Here is a 19,229-nt window from a genome sequence, read left to right as displayed (position 1 = left end):
AAGGATGAAGTCGGAAGGATGAATGAATGAAAAAAAGCAGGCCTGCTTTCATCCTTCATAATTCAGCCTTCAACCTTGTTTTTCAGGTCATCCTATACGCCACCCCGAAGCCCCCCCGCGGATAGCGCCAGCGGGTGAAGGCCTTGCGGTGGCAGACGACATAGCAGGTGCCGCATTCGAGGCAGCCGTCGTAGACGAAGGTCATCTTCTGCTCCGCCTCGCTCCAGGTGTAGCAGCGGGCCGGACAGGAGTTGACGCAGCCGCGGTTGTCGCAGCCGACGCAGACCTGGGTGTCGAGGACGATGTGCGGTTCACGGTCGATGCTGAAGCTGGTGAAGTCGAAGATCTCGTCGATGTTCATACAGCTCTCCAGGCGCCGAAGGCGTCGGACAGGATGTTCGCCAGGCCCACCTTCTCCCGGGCCGTCTTCAGGAACAGCTTGGACAAGCTCTCCTTGGGAGCTCCGTCTATGCTGTAGATCTGTTCCATGACGCTCGTTATGAGCTCCGGATACTCGTTGTAGATGCGGTCGTTGTGCAGCATGTGCGGCGCCTTGCGGTACAGCTTGAGGTCCTTGATCACATAGCTGTCGTTCATCAACCGCCGGTACTCCTCCAGCCCCTTGCGGCTGAAGTCCCCCGCCTGTTGGGCGGCGATTACCGCCTGGCCGGCCAGGACACCCGACTGGGTCGCCAGGTTGATCCCCTCCAGATTGACCCCGGTGGCATTGCAGAGGGCGGCGGCATCGCCGGTGACGAGAATACCGTCGCCGACCAGCTCGGGGATCATGTCAAATCCTCCCTCGGGAATCAGGTGGGCCGAATACTCCTGAAGCCGCCCGCCGCGAACCAGCTTGGCGACCTGGGGCTGCTCGAGAAATTCGTTGAGCAGGTCGTAGGGGGTCTTGCCGCTTACCCGCAGGCTGGCCAGGTGGAAGACCAGGCCAATGGAGAGGGAGTCGTAGTTGGTGTAGAGGAAGCCGCCCCCCCGAACGCCGCCGGTGCAGCCGACGAACTCGCCGGCGTAACCCTGATCGCGGACCAGACCGAAGCGGTCGTCGATCACTTCCCGCGGCATGTCGATCAGCGCCTTGATGCCGACCGCCATCTGCGCCGGGTCGAAGGTCGGCCGCCGCAGCCCCGCCTTGAGGGCGGTGAAGGAGAGGACGCCGTCGGCGGCGACCACCACCGGAGCGGCCAACTCTCCCCGGTCGAGGATGCTGACACCGGCGACCCGGCCGCCCCGGGTGACCACATCTTCCACCGTGGCGCTGGTGATGAGGGTGGCGCCGGCCTTGACCGCCTCATCGGCGAGCCAGCGGTCGAAACGCGGCCGGAAAACGGTGTAGCCGTTGTAGGGAGTGCGGTCGAAGTTCCCCGCTTCGATCAGCGTGCTGAAGCTGGAGTCGCCGGTCATGAAGGTGACGCCCTTCTTGACGATGTGCCGCTCCAGCGGCGCCCGATCCCAAAAGTCGGGGAAGACCTCCTCCAGGGCGGGGAGCCGGTGCAGGACTCCGCCGAACATGTTCTTTTCGCCGGGGAAGGTGCCCCGCTCGACCAGCGCCACCTCCAGCCCGGCCCTGGCCATGGTCAGGGCTGCGGAGGATCCGGCCGGCCCGGCCCCGACGACGATTGCCTGATACGACTTGCTCATGGCGCACCTCCGATGGCCGACTTTGCCCGCGCCAGCAGGTGCGGCAGCACCTCCTTCAGGTCGGCGACGAACCCCTCGTCGGCGTTGGGAAAGATGGGGGCCTTGGCATCGTTGTTGACCGCCACGATCCGCCGGGAGTCCTTGATCCCCCCCACATGGTGCATGGAACCGGAGATGCCGAGGGCCAGGTAAAACCGGGGGGTGACGGTACGGCCGGTCTGTCCGACCATCCGCTCGAAGCCGGTCCACCCCAGGTCGTACACGGGCCGGGTGACGCCGAAGGAGACGTTGAGCAGTCGGCAAAGTTCCTTGAGCATGTCGAAGGTCACCGCGTCGCACCCCTTGCCGGCGCTGAAGATGACTTCCGCCTCGGTGAGGTCGACGGTCTGGGGATCGGGCGGAATGCGGCCGGTAACCCGCGCCGCAGCCTCGGCCGGCATGGCGGCGGGACGCCAGGTTTCCACCGCCGGCGTGCTGGGGCGGACGGTCGGCATGAGCACCTGGCTCAGGCAACGGGTCGGAACGGTGACGACGAGGGGACGGGAGCCGTCCCACACCTTCGTCTCCGCTACCCGTCCGCCCAGGGCCTGCCGGGCAATCCGCAGGCCGTCGGCATCGTGGCTGGCGGTGACTATTTCGGTGAGAATGGCGGCATCGAGGGTCGCGGCAATCACCGGAGCCAGGGTCGCGCCCAGGGCATTGTGGGGCAGAACAAAGAGAGTCGCCCCATTCGCCGCCGCCAGGGCGGCCAGGGTTTGGCCGAGAAGCGCCGGGGTATCGAGGAGACTGCCGCCGTCGACGCGGGTGATCGCCGGCACGCCGTAGGCTCCGAACCCGGCCATCTGTTCGCCGCTGCAAACGATGGGGGTGACGACTTCCCAGGGGGAGCCGAGAATGCCGGCCAGGCGCGACCCGTAGGAGAGCAGACCCCGCCCGGTCTCGTCGAGCTCGCCGTCGGGCAGGTCGACAAAAACGAGGATTTTGCCGGCCATCAGATCTCCCTCCCGATCCGGTGCCCTTCCCAGATGGCCATGTCGACCTTGCGCGGGGCGACGCTGTCGCCGATCCGGTAGAGCTCCTTCACCTTCCCCTTCAGGCTCATGTAGAGGGCGTCCTCCACGCGCTGCCCCATGGCAAGCACGATGGTGTCGAACGGCCCCCACTCATCCCAGACGTTCGAATAGACGTTGAACCCCTTGACAGTTTTGGCGCCGGCTTCGCCCGCAACTTCCATCACGGCGATATCCGGGGTGAAAGTGGCCCCCTTCTGCAGGAGCCGCTGCCTGGTCAGGTAGAGGTCCTGGGTCGGCCCCAGTTCGGCGCCGATGAAGAGGCTGGAGGTGATGATGTGCACCGTTTTCCCCAGGTTGGCCAGGTACTCGGCCGTGGCGGTGGCCCGGTGGTGGCCGTCATAGTCGATCAGGCAGACCTTTTCCCCCAACTGCGCCTCGCCGTTCAGCACCTGCCAGACATTCCAGACCGCCGGGCCGTCGGCCCCGCCGACCGGATGCTCCTTGGGGACGCTGCCGGTAGCGATGATCACCACGTCCGGCTTTTCCGCCAGCACCTGTTCGGTGGTCACTTCGACACCCAGCTTGACGTTAGCGCCGGTCTTTTCCACCTGCCCCTTCTCGTTGCGGATGATGACACCGAATTCGTCCCGCCCCGCCCCTTTCATGGCGGTCAGCACCTGGCCGCCGAGGGTTTCGTTGCGGTCGTAGAGGGTCACCTGGTGGCCGCGGCGGCCGGCCATCTTCGCCGCCCACATGCCGCCCGGGCCGCCGCCGACGATCGTCACCTTCTTCTTTACCGCCGCCTTTTCGAGGGTCCCTTCACCCCACTCCTTCTCCCGCCCGATGGCCGGATTCTGGATGCAGCCGAGGGTCTTGTTCATCCCGATGCGGCCGATGCACCCCTGGTTGTCAGCCACACAGTAGCGGATGTCGTCCAGCCGCCCCTCGAACGCCTTCTTCGGCATGAAGGGGTCGCAGATCAGGCCGCGGCACATGCCGATCATGTCGGCCTGGCCATTGGCGAGGACTTTCTCGGCCATGACCGGGTCGTTGATCCGGCCGGTGCAGAAGACGGGCAGCTTGATCTTCTCCCGGATGCCGGCCGCCAGCGGAATGGTATAGCCGAGCGGGGTATGCATGGAGCCTTCGACCAGGTAGAGGTTGTAGAAGGTGGCGATGGAGAGATCCATGAAGTCGATGAGGCCGCTCGCCTCGAAGCGGGCGCAGATCTCCTGGACCTGGCCCAGGTCGAGCCCGCCCGGGATCATCTCGTCGGCGCACATCCGGATGCCGACCGTAAAGTCTTTGCCCGCCGCCTTGCGCACCGCGGAGATAAACTTCAGGGGCGCCCGCATCCGGTTTTCCAGGCTGCCGCCGTACTCGTCCGAGCGGAAGTTGGTCAGGGGGGAGAGGAACTGCCGGGCGAGGCTGGAGTGGCCGAACTGCAGCTCGATGCCGTCGAAGCCCCCCTCCCGCACGTGAATGGCGCTCTTGGCGAAGTAGCGGGCCACCTCTTCGATGTCCTCGGGTTCCATCTCCTTGGGGGTTTCGCGGAAAAGGACGTCGGGCATCGGCGAGGGAGCCCAGACCGGCAGTCTGGAGTTGCTGCCGTCGCACTGCTGGCCGTTGTGGTTGAGCTGGGCGAAGATTTTGGAGTCGAACTGATGGACGTAATCGGTGATCTTCTTGAAGCCGGGGATAACCTCGGAATGATAGACGTCGATCAGCTTGTCGTAAGCCATGTCCGTGGGGTGCACACTCATCTCTTCGGTGATGATGAGGCCGGCGCCCCCTTTGGCCCGCTCGCCCCAGTAGTACATCTGGCGTTCGCTGGGAAGATTGTCCACCGCCAGATTGGTCAGGTGCGGCTGGAAGGATATGCGGTTCTTCACCTCGACCGTGCCGATCTTGAGGGGCGAAAACAGGTATTGGAACATCATGGGGTAGCTCCTGACGTGATCCTTGTTTTTGGTTCCGACAAGTCCGACCGGTCGGACTTCAATCTATGCCGCTTGCGTCCGCGAGGTGTCGGCAATGCTGGTCACGCAGCGCTCCAGACACTCGGGGTCGCCGCCGTTGATATCGTTCTTCAGGTGCCAGGCGACGGCCGGACAGCCGCCGTGGCACTGGTCGAAGCGCCGGCACTCCTCGCAGGAGTGGATTCTCAAACTGCGGAAGGAGGCGTAAATCTCCGAATCGTCCCAGATCTCCTGGAAGGAGTTGTCGCGCAACGACCCTGCCTTGAACCGGTCGGTCTGGAGAAAGGCGCAGGGATACATGTTGCCGGTGGGGCCCACGCAGCAGGTGAGCTTGGCCGCGCCGCAAAGATTGAGCCCAAGGCCCTGGCGCTCCTGGGTCGTCAGCGAGAAGAAGCTGTCGCCGGTACGCACGTCGCCGCTGTCGGCCAGCCAGGCCGAGAAGGCCAGGAGCTGGGCCGGGGTCGGCCGGAGATCTTCCCAGTTGTCCGCCCCGCGCCCGGACGGACGGAAGCGGCTGACCCGCAGCGATACCCCGAGAGAACGGGCCAGTTCGTGCAGCGCCGGGATTTCGCCGGCATTCTGGGCGGTCAATACCGTATTGATACTGGTCGGGATGGAACTGGCGGCCAACAGCTCGACGGCCTTGATGGCCCGGTCGAAAACCCCCTGGCCGCGGATGGCGTCGCAGGTCTCCCGGCTCGCCCCGTCCAGGCTGACCTGGATGGCCACCAGCCGGCTCGCGGCCAGCCGGGCTACCCGTGCAGGGTCGAGCAGGGTGCCGTTGGTGGAGATGCAGGTCATGATCCCTTTACCGTGGCAGGCGGCCAGGATCTCTTCAAAATCGGGGCGCAGGAAAGGCTCGCCGCCGCCGAAATTGATTTGAAAGACGCCGGCGTGGTGCAATTGTTCCACCAGGTCCAGAGCTTCGCCGGTCGTCATTTCGTCCGGCGCCGGCTCGTCGGAAGCCGACAGACAATGGCGGCAACGCAGGTTGCAGGCGAAAGTCACTTCCCAGGTCAGATTGACGGGGGAGCGGAGTCCCTTTTCAACAAATCGATTGCTCACGGAGAAATCCCTTTTCCAGAAGTTGCGACAGAAATTTCTTCAAAATTCGCTGCTCCTGCTCCGACAGCCCGGCAGGGAGGTCGTCCAGGCTCCGGACGGTGGCGAAGAAATCGGTGGAAAGCAGTCTGCCGGTTTCGGCGAAGAGAAGGCGCGGCCCCCTGGAATCGTAAAACAGGAGGCCGAACCCCTCTTGCCTGACGCGGCAGGCGGGATGCAGCCGGATGCCTGCCGCCGCCATCTCAGTACACCCCGCAGATGCCGTCGATTGCGAGCTCTTCGACCTGAATTTCCTCCAGGATCCGGGGCTCTTCGTTACATGCTTCTTCGATTGCCTGATTTTTTTCCGTTTCCATGTGCTCTCTCCTTTTGAGGTTCATTTTCGGCATCCGTTGACGATGCGCCTTAGGTCTCTATACATTGCAACGCTGGTGCCAAAAATAAAACACCGGTCTATATGGGCACTTCAAGGGTTTCGGGGGAATTCCGCCACATCCCCCTGCCGACAAAGTGGGGAGAAATGGGGCAGCTGGAAGGGAGGGGAAGTTTCTCCATGCCCGGCCAACTGTAGACTTTCTCCCCAGTGGGGAGCTTGTCTACATTTTGATAAACCGATGTTTTGCAATCTCCCCCATTGCCAACACCGGAACATTACATGCACAATAGATTAACGCGGAAGGCGGCAACTCCGGACTTTTCAGGATTTCATCCGATCAGCCGCCCGCAGCAAGGTGGAGCCATGCCGGAAAAAAATTCCCACTGCTCGTTTTGCGGAGCCAGATTTCCCGCTGCGGAACCCTGGCCCCGAACATGCCGTGCCTGCGGCAACAAGTCCTACCTGAATCCCCTGCCGGTGGTGGTGGTCCTCTGTCCGGTGGCTAAGGGTCTGGTCGTCATCCGCAGGAATATCGACCCGCAGAGGGGGACACTCACCCTCCCCGGCGGGTATATCGATCCCGGCGAGACATGGCAGGAGGGGGCGAGGCGAGAGTTGCTGGAGGAGACCGGCATCGACATCGCCGGCAGCGAGGTCAATCTCTACGACGTGCAGAACGGCCTGGATGACACCCTGGTCATCTTCGGCCTGGCCGAGAAGCAGCCAGACGGCGCCCTGAAGCCGTTCACCTCCGAGGAGACGCAGGAGGTGCTCCTCATCAATCGGCCGGTGGAACTGGGGTTTGTCATGCACACGCGGGTGGTGGCCAGATACTTTGCCGACAGACGGCGATGACGGCACAGACGCCGGAGAGGGAAAACTGGGGACGCGTTGCGTTTTCTTCGGAACCTTCCCGGGGTGAGGAGGGACAGCAAAGCAGGCTGGGAATGGGTTCTAATCAGGATTCTTCAGGTTCCGACCAGTACCCGATGTTTGATCAGGTGTTTCAACTCGGCAAGCGAGCGGATTTTGCATGCCTTGTCATCGAGAATATGGGCCAGATGACGATCGAGCACGACCGTGTCAACATTGATCGCCAGGGGATCACGGCCGTCTTCAGGAGGAGTTATGCCGACATGAACGAGCCTCTCCGGGTTGAAGCCGCAGCGTGACAGCGCCTCGACAAACGGGCTCCGGCCGGGATGTGTACCTGAGCGTTCCAGGGGGATGACGACGTCGAACAACCCGGACAATTCATGGGTCGACAGCATTTCCTTCAACTGCCAGGCCGGACGGGAGGAGAAGGCCCCTGTAGAGAAGCCGTTTTCTTTGAAATAGCGAAGGGTTTCGTGGGCATCGGCATACAGCCGTGGAATCTCTCCACGCTCGCTGCAGACCTGCTCCGCAACCCGGGCTGCCGCTCTCGCGTCCAGGCCGAGATGTTCCAGAACGGCGGTCTTGTGTGATGCCTCACCCCTTCTCGTTGCCTCTTCCCCAGGGAGACATTGCGGCCGGCCCGCTTTTCTGTACGCAGCGACCACCTCCGGCTGCGGATAGAAAAAGCCATTGTTTTCACAGGCACGTATGAGCTCCTCCTCCGGTGACTCCACAATGGTTCCGTCCAGATCAAAAAGGACGGCTTCCTTATAAAAAAGGCGGCAGGGATCATCGTATTTTATCGAATAATCCTGCGTGACGATCGCCAGGGCCTCCTTCATCTGCTCACAGAGGTGCACCATCCGGTAGTACTTTTGCTTGATCAGCTGATCCTGCCTGATCTTCGCCAGCAAAGGTTTCCAGCCTCGGGAGATGAGCATTACCGGCCGGTCGAAATCCGCCGCGATCTGCAACGAATGCCAGATGAAGGCGAACTCGGCAAGAGTGCCGATCCCCCCCGAAAAGAAGATATAGCCGTCTGCGTCTGCCAGCATCTCCAGGCGTGCGGAGAGAGAATCGACCTGGACGATCTCGGTGATGCGGGGATTCATCCTTGCACTTCGACTCTGAAATCTGGATTCGTCCAGGGCGACTCCCCGTACTACCCCGCCGCCTCTCGTCACCCCAGCGACAAGCGGATTGGCTATGCCGCCATGACCGCCGCAAATCACCTGGAAGCCTTTTTGGGCAAGCAGGTAGCCAAGCTCCTCTGCCATCCCAAATTCGACCGATTCCGCGTTGGTCAGAAAACTGCCAAAAACCGCGATCCGCTTTCGGGGTTGCATCGCATGCTCCTCGTCGCCCGCCTTTTTGCTGGCCGCTTTATTACGGCTGCCCTCTCCTTCCTGCCGTCCTTCAATCTGTCGAGCCTGCGGATCAGCCGGCGGGTAATCCCAGGTGCCGGTCGAGATCGCATGCCGTCTCGTCATACGCCTTATCGAGCAGTTCATTGACGCTCCTGCAGCCAGCGACTACCCGCCTGGTCCATTCCACATATTCCCGTTTTCTCTCCAGCGACCAGCCGGCCGGGGGGGAATGCCTGATGTCCCGGATATTGCAGATCTTGTCCGCTATTATCAGCTGCTTCGCCTGAGATGACACGTGGGGTGCGTGCTCTTCCTGGAGCTGTTTACGAACCTTTTTCTCCAAGGTTTTATCGTCCGTGACTTCGCGAACTATTCCGGCAACAGCGCTGCCGAAATGCTCTTCGAGTTCGGTGAACGTGGTTTCCGTATCTTCGACCGTATCATGAAGGATCGCCGCCAATATCAGGTCTTCGTCCGTAACCTTGCCTTCTTCCGCAAGGACACTGGCAGCGGCGATAAGATGGTTGATATAGGGGGAAGCGTTTGCGTCCTTGCGACGATGGTCTTTGTGTTTCTCCGCAGCAAAGGCAACCGCCCTGAGCAATCGGACATGCTTGTTCAATTTGCTGTCTCCCCATCTGGCTGCTGGACAGGCATTATTCCATTTTCCAAATTATACCAGGATGCGCCAGAGTGCCTCGCCACCCAGGATGCGGGCGAGGAAGAAACAGGGAAAAGACTTGTCAACTCTTTGCTCAGCACCCCGCAGACGCGAGCAAGGGGGTGTTGTTGGTAGTCGGAGAGGGTATTGATCCGGTCGATGCCCGCAGCCGTGCACCAGCGCTTCCGGGCGAAGGGGAGGTCCAGGCTGGTGGCCGGCACGACGACACCGTCGGTTTATTCCGGGGAATTGCCCTGCGTGCGGTGACCTCGTCAGTCGCGGCCGGCCGGCAAGCGCACCGTAAACGTGGAGCCTTCGCCCGGTCTGCTTTCCACCTGGATATCACCGCCGTGGCGTTTGACGATGTCGTAGGTCAGGGCCAGGCCGAGGCCGACCCCCTTGCCCACCTCCTTGGTGGTGAAGAACGGGTCCCATATGCGGTCGATGGTCTCCTGGGTGATGCCGCAGCCGGTATCGTCGATCCTGATGGCGACCATGGCATCGCCGGAATAGCTCGTCGAAACCCGCACCTGGCCCTTTCCCTGGATCGCCTGATGGGCGTTGACCAGCAGGTTCATGCAGACCTGGCGCAGCCCGGACGGGTCGCCCAGGACTCGCGGCAGGTCCGCCTGCAGGTCGGCGATCACGTCGATCTGGCGAAAGCCCGGCTGGTGCCGCAACAGCTCGAGGATCTCCCGCAGGACGATGTTCATGTCCACCAGGGTAACGGAGCCGTCCGACTTCCTGCCGAAGCTGAGGAGATGGTCGATGATCCCCTTGCAGCGGTAAGACTCCCTGACGATCACCTCCAGGTAGTGGGGAAAGACATCCAGCCGGCAGTCCGCCTTCAATTCCGGCTCGTCGCGGAACCGGCGCAGCAGCGCCTCGGCGCAGCCGGCCACCGAGGTGAGCGGGTTGTTGATCTCGTGGGCGATGCCGGTGGCCAGCACACCGATGCTGGACATCTTCTCGGTCTGGATCAGGTGCATTTCCTGCAGCCGCTTCTTCGAGATGTCACGGAAAAAGACCAGCGCCCGGTTCTTCTCCCCCAGGGCGTCCCTGATCGGCGTGGCGGTGATGTCCACATACTGGGTCCGGTGGCCGTCAGGCACCGAAACATGGGACGTCTCCACCCGCTCGCCCCTGAGAGCCCGCTCCACCGGACAATCGTCGGGCATGGCGGGCGCTTCCGGATGAAAAATCTCCCCGCAGGAGCTGCCGGGGCGAATCTCTCTCGGGTAGAGCTGCGGGCCGATGAGATTGTGGTGCTGGACACGGCCGTCATGGTCGTACACGGTGATGCCGTCGCTGATGGAATCGAAGATCGCCTGCAGTTCGTTGGTCTTGTTGCGCAACTCGACCTCGGCCTGCTTGCGCTCGGTGATGTCCTGGGTCGTGCCGTAGAGCCGCACCACCTTGCCGGCACTGTTGACCGATGGCTCGACGATGGTATAGACCCACCGGGAAGTGCCATCGCCGAACTGCAGGCGGTGCTCGATCTCGTAGCTCTTGCCGTGCTCGATGCCCAGCCGCAGGTGCGCCACGACCGATTCCATATCTTCCGGGTGGACCACGCTGGCAAACGCCTCCTGGGTCGTCTCCTCCCGGCTGAGCCGCATGATGCGCAGCAGTTCGTCCGAAGCTTTCACCTCCCCGGTGGCCGGATCGAAGCTCCAGGAACCCACATGGGTCATGGACTGGGCCTTGGCCAGGTTGTACTCGCTCTCCGAGAGAGCCTGTTCCGCCCGTTTGCGCTCGGTGATGTCCATGAGCACGGCAAGGCACTCTTCTCCGGATTCGGTGACCATGGCCTCGATCCGGACATACTGCGGTCGCTGTTCACCGGTGGAAAGCCTTAACCGGCAGGTCTCTTTCCCCTGGCCGGCAAAGACCGTCTGGATGAACTTGGCGAAGACGAACCGCTCATCATCGGCAACGAACTGCTCGAAGCGCCGGTTGATCAAGAGGTCCCGTTCCACCCCCAGCAGGCGGACCCCGAACAGGTTGACCGACTGGATCACTCCTTCCCGGTCAAAGGTGAAATACCCTACCGGCGCAAAATCGTACAACAGCGCGTACTTGTTTCGCGATGCCTCCAGTTCTTCCCGGGAGCTGCGCAGCTCCTGGATCTTCGACTCCAGCTCGATCTTCCGGGCCGGAAATTCAGGCGGTTGTTTCAAAGCATTTCCCTCTGAATTGAGTTCCCGTCGCTTCGGTCACCAGTGACTACGACCCTCCGGGTCAAAACCTGGCTCCGAACGGCTGCCGCCCCGCGTGTAATAATCGCGATAATCGTATCCCTGATCTTCTTCGGCCTTGTTGATCGACCGCATGGAGCGGTGCTCATCCTCCAGATAGATGTTGCGAAACAGGTCCTCGACAATCACATTCAACTCTTCGACATTCTTGACAAACTCGACCTTGTCGCACCAGGCGCCATAGGTTTCGATCAGGCAATCTCCCCTCTTCCACAAGGAGCGATCCTCCGGAGTCAACCAGAGCATGTAGCCGGCCTTCTCGCGAACCTGCTCGAGCACCCAGTCGTTGGCCTTGTTGTAGTTATTGCGGGCATCGCCGAGAAATATCACCGCCGGTCGGCCGCGCAGGTTTTCGAGATATTTCTCTTTGAAGGTCAGGAAAACTTTGCCGTAATCACTGTTGTCGTCCAGATTAACGATCGCCCCGCTGTCGATGACTTCCATCATGGTATTGATCGGGGAGTTCGAGAGCATTTCGGTGATTTCCGCCAACTCCGCGTTGAAGATGAAGCTGCGGACATCCATCAAACGATTATGCAGGGTATGCAGCAGGAGCAGCATGAACTGCGAGGCGTGACTGACGGAAAAGCTGACATCGCAAAGAACAACCAGGCGCGGTTTCTGTTTGCGCTTACGGCGCAATTCCAGCAAAAAGGGGACCATCCCGTTGCGATAATTCTTCTGAATGGTTCGGATGACGTGGATTTTGCCGCGATTCTCCTTGTTTTTGACGCGCCGGATATCCTTTTTCAGGCGCAGGATCATGCGGGACACGGCATCCTGCATCGCATCAAGTTCCTCCTGGGAAAAAGTCAGGTCACGCTGCTGCCCCGCCGGCGGTTTAAAGGCCATGGTGACCGGATTTTGCGGCATCCGCATCGACGGCCTGGGAGCCTCCATCGCCCGTTGGTAACCTTTCAGCCGAATCTCGATCTCCGAGCCGTCAAGCTGGTCCAGGGGGATCTCTTTGAGCGATTGCAGATCTTTCAGATCTTCGGGGCTCAGGCCGGCATCAACCATCGCCAGGGACATGTTCTCATTGACCATTTCCGGGTTGGTGCCGAGCATCTCTTCCCCTTCCATGCTGATGATGGCCTCATGCAGCAGATCGGCAGGATCGACCCCCATCCCCTCCGGATACTTTCTGAAGAACCGGTCAAAGACCTTATTGAAGCGCGGGATATCGTGGACATTCTTCACCAGCGTCAAACGCAGCAGGGCGCGTACCGAACCGCGCCCTTCGAGCCCGCCGTAAGCCAGGGCGCAAACTGCATCGAGGCTCTCTCCCGGGGAGACGCGCAGCCCTTCCTTTCTCAGGTCGGCGACAAATCTGGTGATGATGGTCTCCATGCTCAGGTCAGTTCCGCAGTGGCCAGTTCCACCACCTTCTGCAAGTCGGCCTGATGCTTGGAGATTACGCCGACCGTGTTGGCCACGACTGCCGGCGTCAACCTCGCCACATGCAGAATCGACAGGACTTCGGCCCAGTCCAGGGTTTCGGAGACGCTGGGTGGTTTGCGCAGATTCAGTTCGCGGGCTTTGCGCAGAAAACCGACCATCTGGTGCGCCAGCTCATCACAGATCTCAGGAAAGCGGGCACGAACGATCTGCACCTCGCGTTCCAGCTCCGGGTAATCGATATAGAGGTAGAGACAACGCCGCCGCAGCGCGTCGGAAATCATCCGCGTGCCGTTGCTGGTCAGGATCGCCAGCGGTTTGTTGTTGGCAACGATGACGCCAAGCTCCGGGATGGAAACCTGAAAATCGCTGAGGCACTCCAGCAGCAGCGCTTCGAATTCATCGTCTGAACGGTCGATTTCATCGATCAGCAGCACCGACCGCTTCTCCGACAGGAAACTGCGCAGGATGGGCCGCTGAACCAGAAAATTCTGGGAAAAGAACAGACTCTCCTCGCTGGCCAACTGTTCAACGGCGTCACGCAGACTGGAAGCGGCGCTAAGATGCGTGTCGAGCTGGGTGCGCAGCATCTGGGTATAGAGCAGCTGTTTGCCGTATTCCCAATCGTAGAGGGCCTTGCCTTCATCGATCCCTTCGTAACACTGCAAACGCACGAGAGGAAAATCCATGACCGCAGAAAGTGTTTTGGCAAGACCGGTCTTACCCACTCCGGGTGGTCCTTCGATCAGGATCGGCTTCTCCATCCGCAGGGCCAGAAAAACGGCAGTCGCAATGGCTTCATCGGCAATGTAGCCCCCGGTACGAAGGAGCTCCCTTACATTCTGTTCGGTCATCATTTCCACCTCGAATCGCTGGGATACTGCAGATCGGCTTTCTGCACCGTGTTTGTTTCCAGGTGAAAAAGCCGCTGGCGCCGGGAATCGAATCCCGGAGGCCAGCGGCTTTTCATCTCAGCTTATCTTATATTCTAGCACGAATTACATGCAGCCCTTGAAAACGGCGCGCATGTTGTCGAAGCCGATATCGACAGGGTTGCCCTCGGAGCAGATATCGGCCGCGGCGAACTTGGCCAGGCCGTCGAGGTCTTTTTCCTTCAGGCCGAGGTCACCGAACTTGGTGGTGATGCCCAGGTCGTCCTTGAGTTCCTGGATCATGTCGATGAACAGCTCGCCGGCCTTCATGTCGGAGATGCCGTTGGTGTTGATGCCGGCGGCGCGGGCCATCATGGCGAAGCGCTCGGGGCAGGCCGGCAGGTTGAGGCGGCAGACGTCGACCAGGGCGATGGCGTTGCAGAGGCCGTGCGGGGAGTCGTAGAGGCCGCCCATGGCGTGCGCCATGCTGTGGACGATGCCGAGGCCGGCGCTGTTGAAGCTGTAGGCGGCGGCCATTTCGGCCCAGACCATCTGCTCGATGGCCTTCTCGTTGTTCCGGTTGTTGGCCGACTGGCGCAGATTGTTGAAGATCTCGGTGATCGCCCAGAGGCCGGGGCCGTAGGCCGACTGCACGCAGAGGCGGGAGGCGATCGCTTCCACCGCGTGGGTCAGGGCGTCCATGCCGGTGTAGGCCGCCAGTTCCTGGCTCATGCACTGGTGGAGGAGCGGGTCGTTGACCGACTTGCTCGGGGTGCAGTTGGGGTCGAAAAGGGCCATCTTGTACATCTTCTCGGTATGGTTGATGATCGAGAAGCAGGAGACCTCGGAACCGGTACCCGAGGTGGTGTTGATGGCAAGCTGGGGAATCTTGTTTTTCTTGGTCGCCTTGAAGGCTCCCTCGAAGCTGCGGACGTCCTGGCCGTCATGGCTGTAGACCAGCTTGATCGCCTTGGCGCAGTCGGTGGTGCTGCCGCCGCCGACGCTGACGATGCCGTCGAACTTGCCGGAGGCCAGAACCTTGGCGCCTTCCATGACCTCGTAATCCTTGGGATTGGGGGTGGCCTTGTCAAAGACCTCCGAGGCAACCCCGGCGTGCTTCAGAACCCCCTGGATGGCCTCGATGATGCCGGTCCCCTTGAGGCCGGTGGTGATGATCAGGGCATTGGTCATGCCGAGCGCCTTGGCATCGTTGCCGACCATCGTATGGGCACCCCAGCCGATATTGACGGAAGGATAGGCGTGCTGCATCTTGATCGGATATTCGCGTCTTTCCAGGCTGAGGGTCCGCTTGGCATCTCTGAAGTGTGGCATCTGTACATCCTCCTCGTTTTGTGGTGTGAACTGCTTCGCGCTGTTGCTGCCTTGATGACTGGCTTCGGTCGTATAGGCGCCTAACGAACCTGACCATCACCTCCCATAACTTTGTTTTATCTACTCTGCCGAAACGATGCAAAGCCGGCATGTGAGTGCTTCGCGCCTGATCGCTACGGACAGGATATGGCTAGAGCAAGTAAGGTGCCAAATCCAAACGTTGGTTTAAAACCGCGTTATTTCGCGATTGGTCGGGATTATTGGCAGCATCGGGGGAGGGAAAGCGGGGATTTTGGTAACATCTTTTTAGAAAAAAGCGCTGAACTAGGGTTTGCCGGGACTATGGATAATATCCACGCTGGGGAATTTTCCCCCAGTGGTTGCGAGAAAGGCGGGGGAAGAAAAGGGGGCCCCAGGACGAAAAAGCTAATCAATCAGGCTTATCGCGCTCAACTCCGAAGGCTGTCAGACGGAAACCGGTCGGGCCAGGCCTGGTCCGGCGGATAGGTCAGATCGGACAAATCTGCCTGCCCCGCCGCGGCCCGACTCTTTTGGGAACGGCAAAAGCCGAACATTTTCCGGAAAATACGGTTTTTCGGTTCAGGAAAGCGGCCCAAGCTTCCGGCGGTAGATGCTCCGTCTCGTTTCGCAGCGGTCATCGGCTGCCCTCAAGTCGCCACAACTCCCCAATGCCCGGCCCATGCAGCCACCGGCGCAGACCAGGGCACCGGGACAATCCCGGCACTCCGCCAGCGCGTCGGCCCGGCTGTGGCTGATCTGCAGCAGGGCGGACCAGAGAGGGACTCCTTCGGCGAAGGCGTCGGCAAGCTTTTTTTCGAACACTCCGGCCACGGCAAAGGCCTCCGCATGGCAGAGCATGCAGGGATAAAGCCGGCCGGTGGGCGTGAGATACGGGTTTTCGACAAAGGTACAGCATTCCGCACGGGGCGTTTCCGCCGCCCGCCACTCCAGTACCGCCACCTTGCCGATATTATTGTAGAGTTCGCGGAAGCGGGGCTCGGCGTCGTAGCGATCAAGCAGGCGCCGATACTGGTCCTGGGTGGGCGGAGAGACCAGGGAACCTTCAGCCGCCCGGCCACCCAGGACGAGGGTGCCGGTGACGACGGAACCGATGCCGAGGTCCGCCGCCAGTTCGAGAAGGGCCGGGATTTCCTCCAGATTGTGCCGCATCTCCGTGCAGAAAAGCGTCAGACGCGGCGCCAGCCCACCCCGGACGAGCCGCCGGAGGCCGTCCAGCACCGCCTGAAAGGCCCCCGCCCCCCGGACCAGATCATGGGTGGGCGCGCTGGCCCCATCCAGGCTGATCTGAATCGAGAGCCCCGGGAAGTCGAGTTCGCGCAGTGCGCCCACTTCTTCCTCGCGGAACAGCATGCCGTTGGTCTGCAGCGAGACGCCGCCCAGCCCCAGGGCACGGGCGTAGCGCAATAGCCCCAGCCAGCCGGGATGGCAAAGAGGCTCGCCGCCGGTAAGACGGATACCCTCCCCGCCCAGTGCCGCAAACTCTTCGATCAGCCGGCGCAGAGTCCGCTCCGGCACGTGCGCGGCGGAGGAGGACTCCCCGGCTTCTACCCAGCAATGACGACAGGCGAGATTGCAGGCGCCAGTGATGGCGAGGGTCAGTGTCCTTGGGGGACGCAGCCCCGCCCGCTTGAGCATTTCCGTGGTTTCGAATGACATCATGGCACTTCATCCTTCGACCGCCAGCTGAGTATTTCTGCCACACTGTGGAGAATCTACCCATTTTCGCTCGGCAAGTCGATGTAACGTCGGTTATCCCGAGCTTTCCCCGGCCGGCGCGTAACCTGCCCTCGGGCCATGTAGAGAAATGCCGCAGAGTCTCTGCTAGGTTGGCAGACCGTAGCGTTCCAGCTTGGTGTAGAGGGTCTTGCGGTCGATCTCGAGGATCTTCGCCGCCTTGCTCTTGTTGCCTTCTACCTTTTCGATGACCTTCCGGATGTGGTCCCGTTCGATGACCCAGAGAGGCAGAGGCTGCGCATCCGCCGAAACGTTTGCGGGGAGGGGTGGGAGGACCTTCGGGGGGGAAAACGGCAGAAGGTCCGAGGTAATCACCCGGTCACTGGCCAGGATGCAGGCACGGCGAATGGTGTTGCTCAGCTCCCGCACGTTGCCTGGCCAACTGTAGGCGCACAGGGCCGCCATCGCCTCCTCGGTGATTTCCCAGTTTTCGTGGCCACTGTCGCAGGAAGTTTTGAGAAAGAACCAGGCCAGAGGGAGGATATCATCCGGCCGCTCCCGCAGGGGGGGGAGGTTGATCGGCAGCAGATTCATCCGGTGGAACAGGTCTTCACGGAATTCCCCCCGGTTCACACATTCCTGGAGGTTCTTGTTGGAGGCAAAAACGAACCGCACATCGACGCGGATATCGTGATTCCCCCCCATGCGCCGGAAGGTGCTGGTCTCCAGGATGCGCAGAAGCTTCACCTGGACGTCAAGGGGCATTTCCGAAACCTCGTCCATGAACAGGGTGCCGGTGTCGGCCAGCTCGAAAAGCCCGGCCCTGCCCTTCACCGCCCCGGTAAAGGCACCCTGCATGTGACCGAATAACTCGCTTTCAGCAGTGTTGGCGCTGAGCCGCCCGCAGTTGACCGTGACAAACGGCTTATTGGCCCGCCGGCTGGCGTCGTGCACCGCCCGGGCGACGAGTTCCTTGCCGGTGCCGCTTTCACCATGGATCAGCACGTGCTCGTCCGTCACCCCCCAGCGCCGGACGGTTTCCAGCACCTTCTGGATCCCCTGGCTCTTGCCGACAATCCGGTGATTCTCGACCTTGTTGACCTCCATCTTCAGGTTGATGTTCTCAAGCCTGAGGCGGTTTTTATCATAGGCCTTGTCGAGCAGCATCTCCAGCTCATCGAGTTTCACCGGCTTGGTGAGATAGTCGTAGGCCCCATGCTTGATGCATTCGACCGCCGTCTCGATGGTGCCGTGGCCGGTGAACATGATGATTTCCGGGATGGTCGACTCCGCCCGCATCTGCTGCAGGATCTCCACACCGTCCGCCCCCGGCATCCGCACGTCGAGGAGGACCACATTGAAGATCTGCTCCTTGTAGGCAGCGAGACCCTCCTCGCCACTGGCGGCGACCTCCACCTTGTAACCGCTGCGGGAGAGCTCCATCTGCAGCAGTTCCCGGAGCGGCTTTTCATCCTCGACGATGAGGACCTTGGCACCCTTGCGCGTTGCTATTCCTGACATTGCGGCAGTCTCACAGTAAAGATTGATCCTTCGCCTTTTTGGCTTTCCACCTTGATGTCTCCCCCGTGCCGTTTGACGATGTTGAAGGTGACGGCCAGGCCAAGACCGAGGCCCTGCCCCACCGACTTGGTCGTGTAAAAGGGGTCCCAAATGCGGTCCAGCAGTTCGGGGTGGATGCCGGAGCCGGTGTCTTTTACCTGGATAATGACTTCGGTCCTGTCGCCCCGGGTGGCAATCTCCACCGTGCCGGCCCCGTTGATGGCTTGATGGGCATTGATCAGAAGGTTCATGAACACTTGACGCAGCCCGGCGCCGTCCCCCCGGACTGCCGGCAGATCGGGCTGCAGATTTTCCCGGATTTCGATCCTTTCGTAGCGGGCCTTGTGCCGCACCAGCTCCAGAACCTCCTGCAGGGCCAGATTGATGTCGACCCGCTCTATGGAACCGTCCGATTTGCGGCTGAAGGAGAGCAGGCAATCGATTATCCCCTTGCAGCGGTACGATTCCCGGATGATGACCTCCAGGTATTTGGGGAAAGCGTCGAGTCGGGGGTCTTCTCGCAGCTGCGGTTCGTCGCGGAACCGCCGTAGCAGAGCTTCGGCGTAACCGGCTACCGAGGTCAGGGGGTTGTTGATCTCGTGGGCCACGCCGGCAGCCAGCAGCCCAATGCTCGACATCTTTTCCGCCTGCAGCAACTGCAGCTCCTGGAGCCGTTTTCCCGTCACGTCCCGCAGGAAGATGAGCGCCCGCCGCTTGCCGCCGGGATCTTCGATGGGCGTTGCCGTGACGTCGAAATAGCGGGGCTCCGCCTCCTCCTTGTTGGCAGCGAAGGAGATCTGGACGCTTTCGCCCAAAAGCGCCCGTTCCACCGGGCAGTTGACAGGTGAATGGGGCTGTTCGGGATGAAAGAGCCGGCGGCAGGAAGCCCCCACGATGGTTTCCCTGGGAAAGAGGCGAGGACAGATGTGGTTGCGGTGCTGGACGTGGCCGCTGCCGTCATAGATGGCCACGCCGTCGCCGATGGAGTCGAAAATCGCCTGGAGCTCGCTCGACTTGGTGCGCAGCCCCAGGTTGGCGGCTTCCAGCTCCTGAATCTTCTGCTTGACTTCGGCGTAAAAACCGATTTTGGAGCTTTCCAGTCCGAG

17 protein-coding genes are annotated in these 19,229 nt (G+C 61.2%); 1 reads left to right on the top strand and 16 read right to left on the bottom strand.

Annotated elements, in window-relative coordinates:
* Positions 1-82: 82 nt before the first annotated feature.
* The 7 genes from VD811_10515 to mftA all read right to left on the bottom strand — a co-directional run bounded on the left by VD811_10515 (position 83) and on the right by mftA (position 6,063).
* Complete coding sequence (locus tag VD811_10515; GenBank protein ID HXV21405.1) at positions 83-361, bottom strand: 4Fe-4S dicluster domain-containing protein; 279 nt, start codon at positions 359-361, stop codon at positions 83-85.
* Complete coding sequence (locus tag VD811_10510) at positions 358-1,653, bottom strand: FAD-dependent oxidoreductase (GenBank protein HXV21404.1); 1,296 nt, start codon at positions 1,651-1,653, stop codon at positions 358-360. Before VD811_10510 ends, VD811_10515 begins: the two co-directional genes overlap by 4 nt.
* Positions 1,650-2,645, bottom strand: coding sequence for an electron transfer flavoprotein subunit alpha/FixB family protein (locus tag VD811_10505; protein HXV21403.1), 996 nt, complete (start codon positions 2,643-2,645; stop codon positions 1,650-1,652). The genes VD811_10510 and VD811_10505 overlap by 4 nt, the downstream gene beginning before the upstream one ends.
* Complete coding sequence (locus tag VD811_10500; GenBank protein ID HXV21402.1) at positions 2,645-4,606, bottom strand: mycofactocin system FadH/OYE family oxidoreductase 2; 1,962 nt, start codon at positions 4,604-4,606, stop codon at positions 2,645-2,647. The genes VD811_10505 and VD811_10500 overlap by 1 nt, the downstream gene beginning before the upstream one ends.
* 63 nt (positions 4,607-4,669) lie before the next feature.
* Positions 4,670-5,710: a mycofactocin radical SAM maturase gene (gene mftC, locus VD811_10495; GenBank protein HXV21401.1), complete on the bottom strand. Its 1,041-nt coding sequence runs from the start codon at positions 5,708-5,710 to the stop codon at positions 4,670-4,672.
* Positions 5,691-5,948 (bottom strand): mycofactocin biosynthesis chaperone MftB, encoded by a 258-nt coding sequence (gene mftB, locus VD811_10490; protein ID HXV21400.1) that lies wholly within the window; start codon positions 5,946-5,948, stop codon positions 5,691-5,693. The genes mftC and mftB overlap by 20 nt, the downstream gene beginning before the upstream one ends.
* Before the next feature lies 1 nt (position 5,949).
* Positions 5,950-6,063 (bottom strand): variant-type mycofactocin precursor, encoded by a 114-nt coding sequence (gene mftA / locus VD811_10485; protein HXV21399.1) that lies wholly within the window; start codon positions 6,061-6,063, stop codon positions 5,950-5,952.
* Positions 6,064-6,446: 383 nt separating this feature from the next.
* Between mftA and VD811_10480 the strand changes: the two genes are divergently transcribed.
* Positions 6,447-6,938, top strand: coding sequence for an NUDIX domain-containing protein (locus tag VD811_10480; protein HXV21398.1), 492 nt, complete (start codon positions 6,447-6,449; stop codon positions 6,936-6,938).
* A gap of 113 nt (positions 6,939-7,051) precedes the next feature.
* On the opposite strand, the gene VD811_10475 is transcribed toward VD811_10480, so the two are convergent.
* From VD811_10475 to VD811_10435, 9 genes are all read right to left on the bottom strand, one after another.
* A complete protein-coding gene (locus VD811_10475; GenBank protein HXV21397.1) occupies positions 7,052-8,470 on the bottom strand; it encodes an LOG family protein in 1,419 nt (472 codons plus the stop codon).
* A complete protein-coding gene (locus VD811_10470; protein ID HXV21396.1) occupies positions 8,397-8,948 on the bottom strand; it encodes an HD domain-containing protein in 552 nt (183 codons plus the stop codon). Before VD811_10470 ends, VD811_10475 begins: the two co-directional genes overlap by 74 nt.
* 311 nt (positions 8,949-9,259) lie before the next feature.
* A complete protein-coding gene (locus tag VD811_10465) occupies positions 9,260-11,167 on the bottom strand; it encodes a PAS domain S-box protein (protein ID HXV21395.1) in 1,908 nt (635 codons plus the stop codon).
* A gap of 36 nt (positions 11,168-11,203) precedes the next feature.
* Complete coding sequence (locus VD811_10460) at positions 11,204-12,595, bottom strand: VWA domain-containing protein (protein ID HXV21394.1); 1,392 nt, start codon at positions 12,593-12,595, stop codon at positions 11,204-11,206.
* Positions 12,596-12,597: 2 nt separating this feature from the next.
* On the bottom strand, positions 12,598-13,497 hold the full coding sequence (locus VD811_10455; GenBank protein HXV21393.1) for a MoxR family ATPase: 900 nt from the start codon (positions 13,495-13,497) through the stop codon (positions 12,598-12,600).
* 144 nt (positions 13,498-13,641) lie between these two features.
* Positions 13,642-14,847 carry an iron-containing alcohol dehydrogenase family protein gene (locus tag VD811_10450; GenBank protein HXV21392.1) on the bottom strand — a complete coding sequence of 402 codons (1,206 nt, stop codon included), beginning with the start codon at positions 14,845-14,847 and terminating at the stop codon, positions 13,642-13,644.
* A gap of 600 nt (positions 14,848-15,447) precedes the next feature.
* On the bottom strand, positions 15,448-16,548 hold the full coding sequence (locus VD811_10445; GenBank protein ID HXV21391.1) for a radical SAM protein: 1,101 nt from the start codon (positions 16,546-16,548) through the stop codon (positions 15,448-15,450).
* A 162-nt stretch (positions 16,549-16,710) separates the two neighbouring features.
* Positions 16,711-18,084, bottom strand: coding sequence for a sigma-54 dependent transcriptional regulator (locus tag VD811_10440; GenBank protein ID HXV21390.1), 1,374 nt, complete (start codon positions 18,082-18,084; stop codon positions 16,711-16,713).
* Positions 18,072-19,229 (bottom strand): ATP-binding protein (locus tag VD811_10435; GenBank protein HXV21389.1); only part of this gene is annotated, 1,158 nt, incomplete at its 5' end. The genes VD811_10440 and VD811_10435, both read right to left, overlap by 13 nt.

This window comes from Desulfuromonadales bacterium, from assembly GCA_035620395.1.
In the GTDB taxonomy this organism is placed as follows: domain Bacteria; phylum Desulfobacterota; class Desulfuromonadia; order Desulfuromonadales; family DASPGW01; genus DASPGW01.
This window is presented reverse-complemented; position numbering and strand designations above follow the sequence as displayed.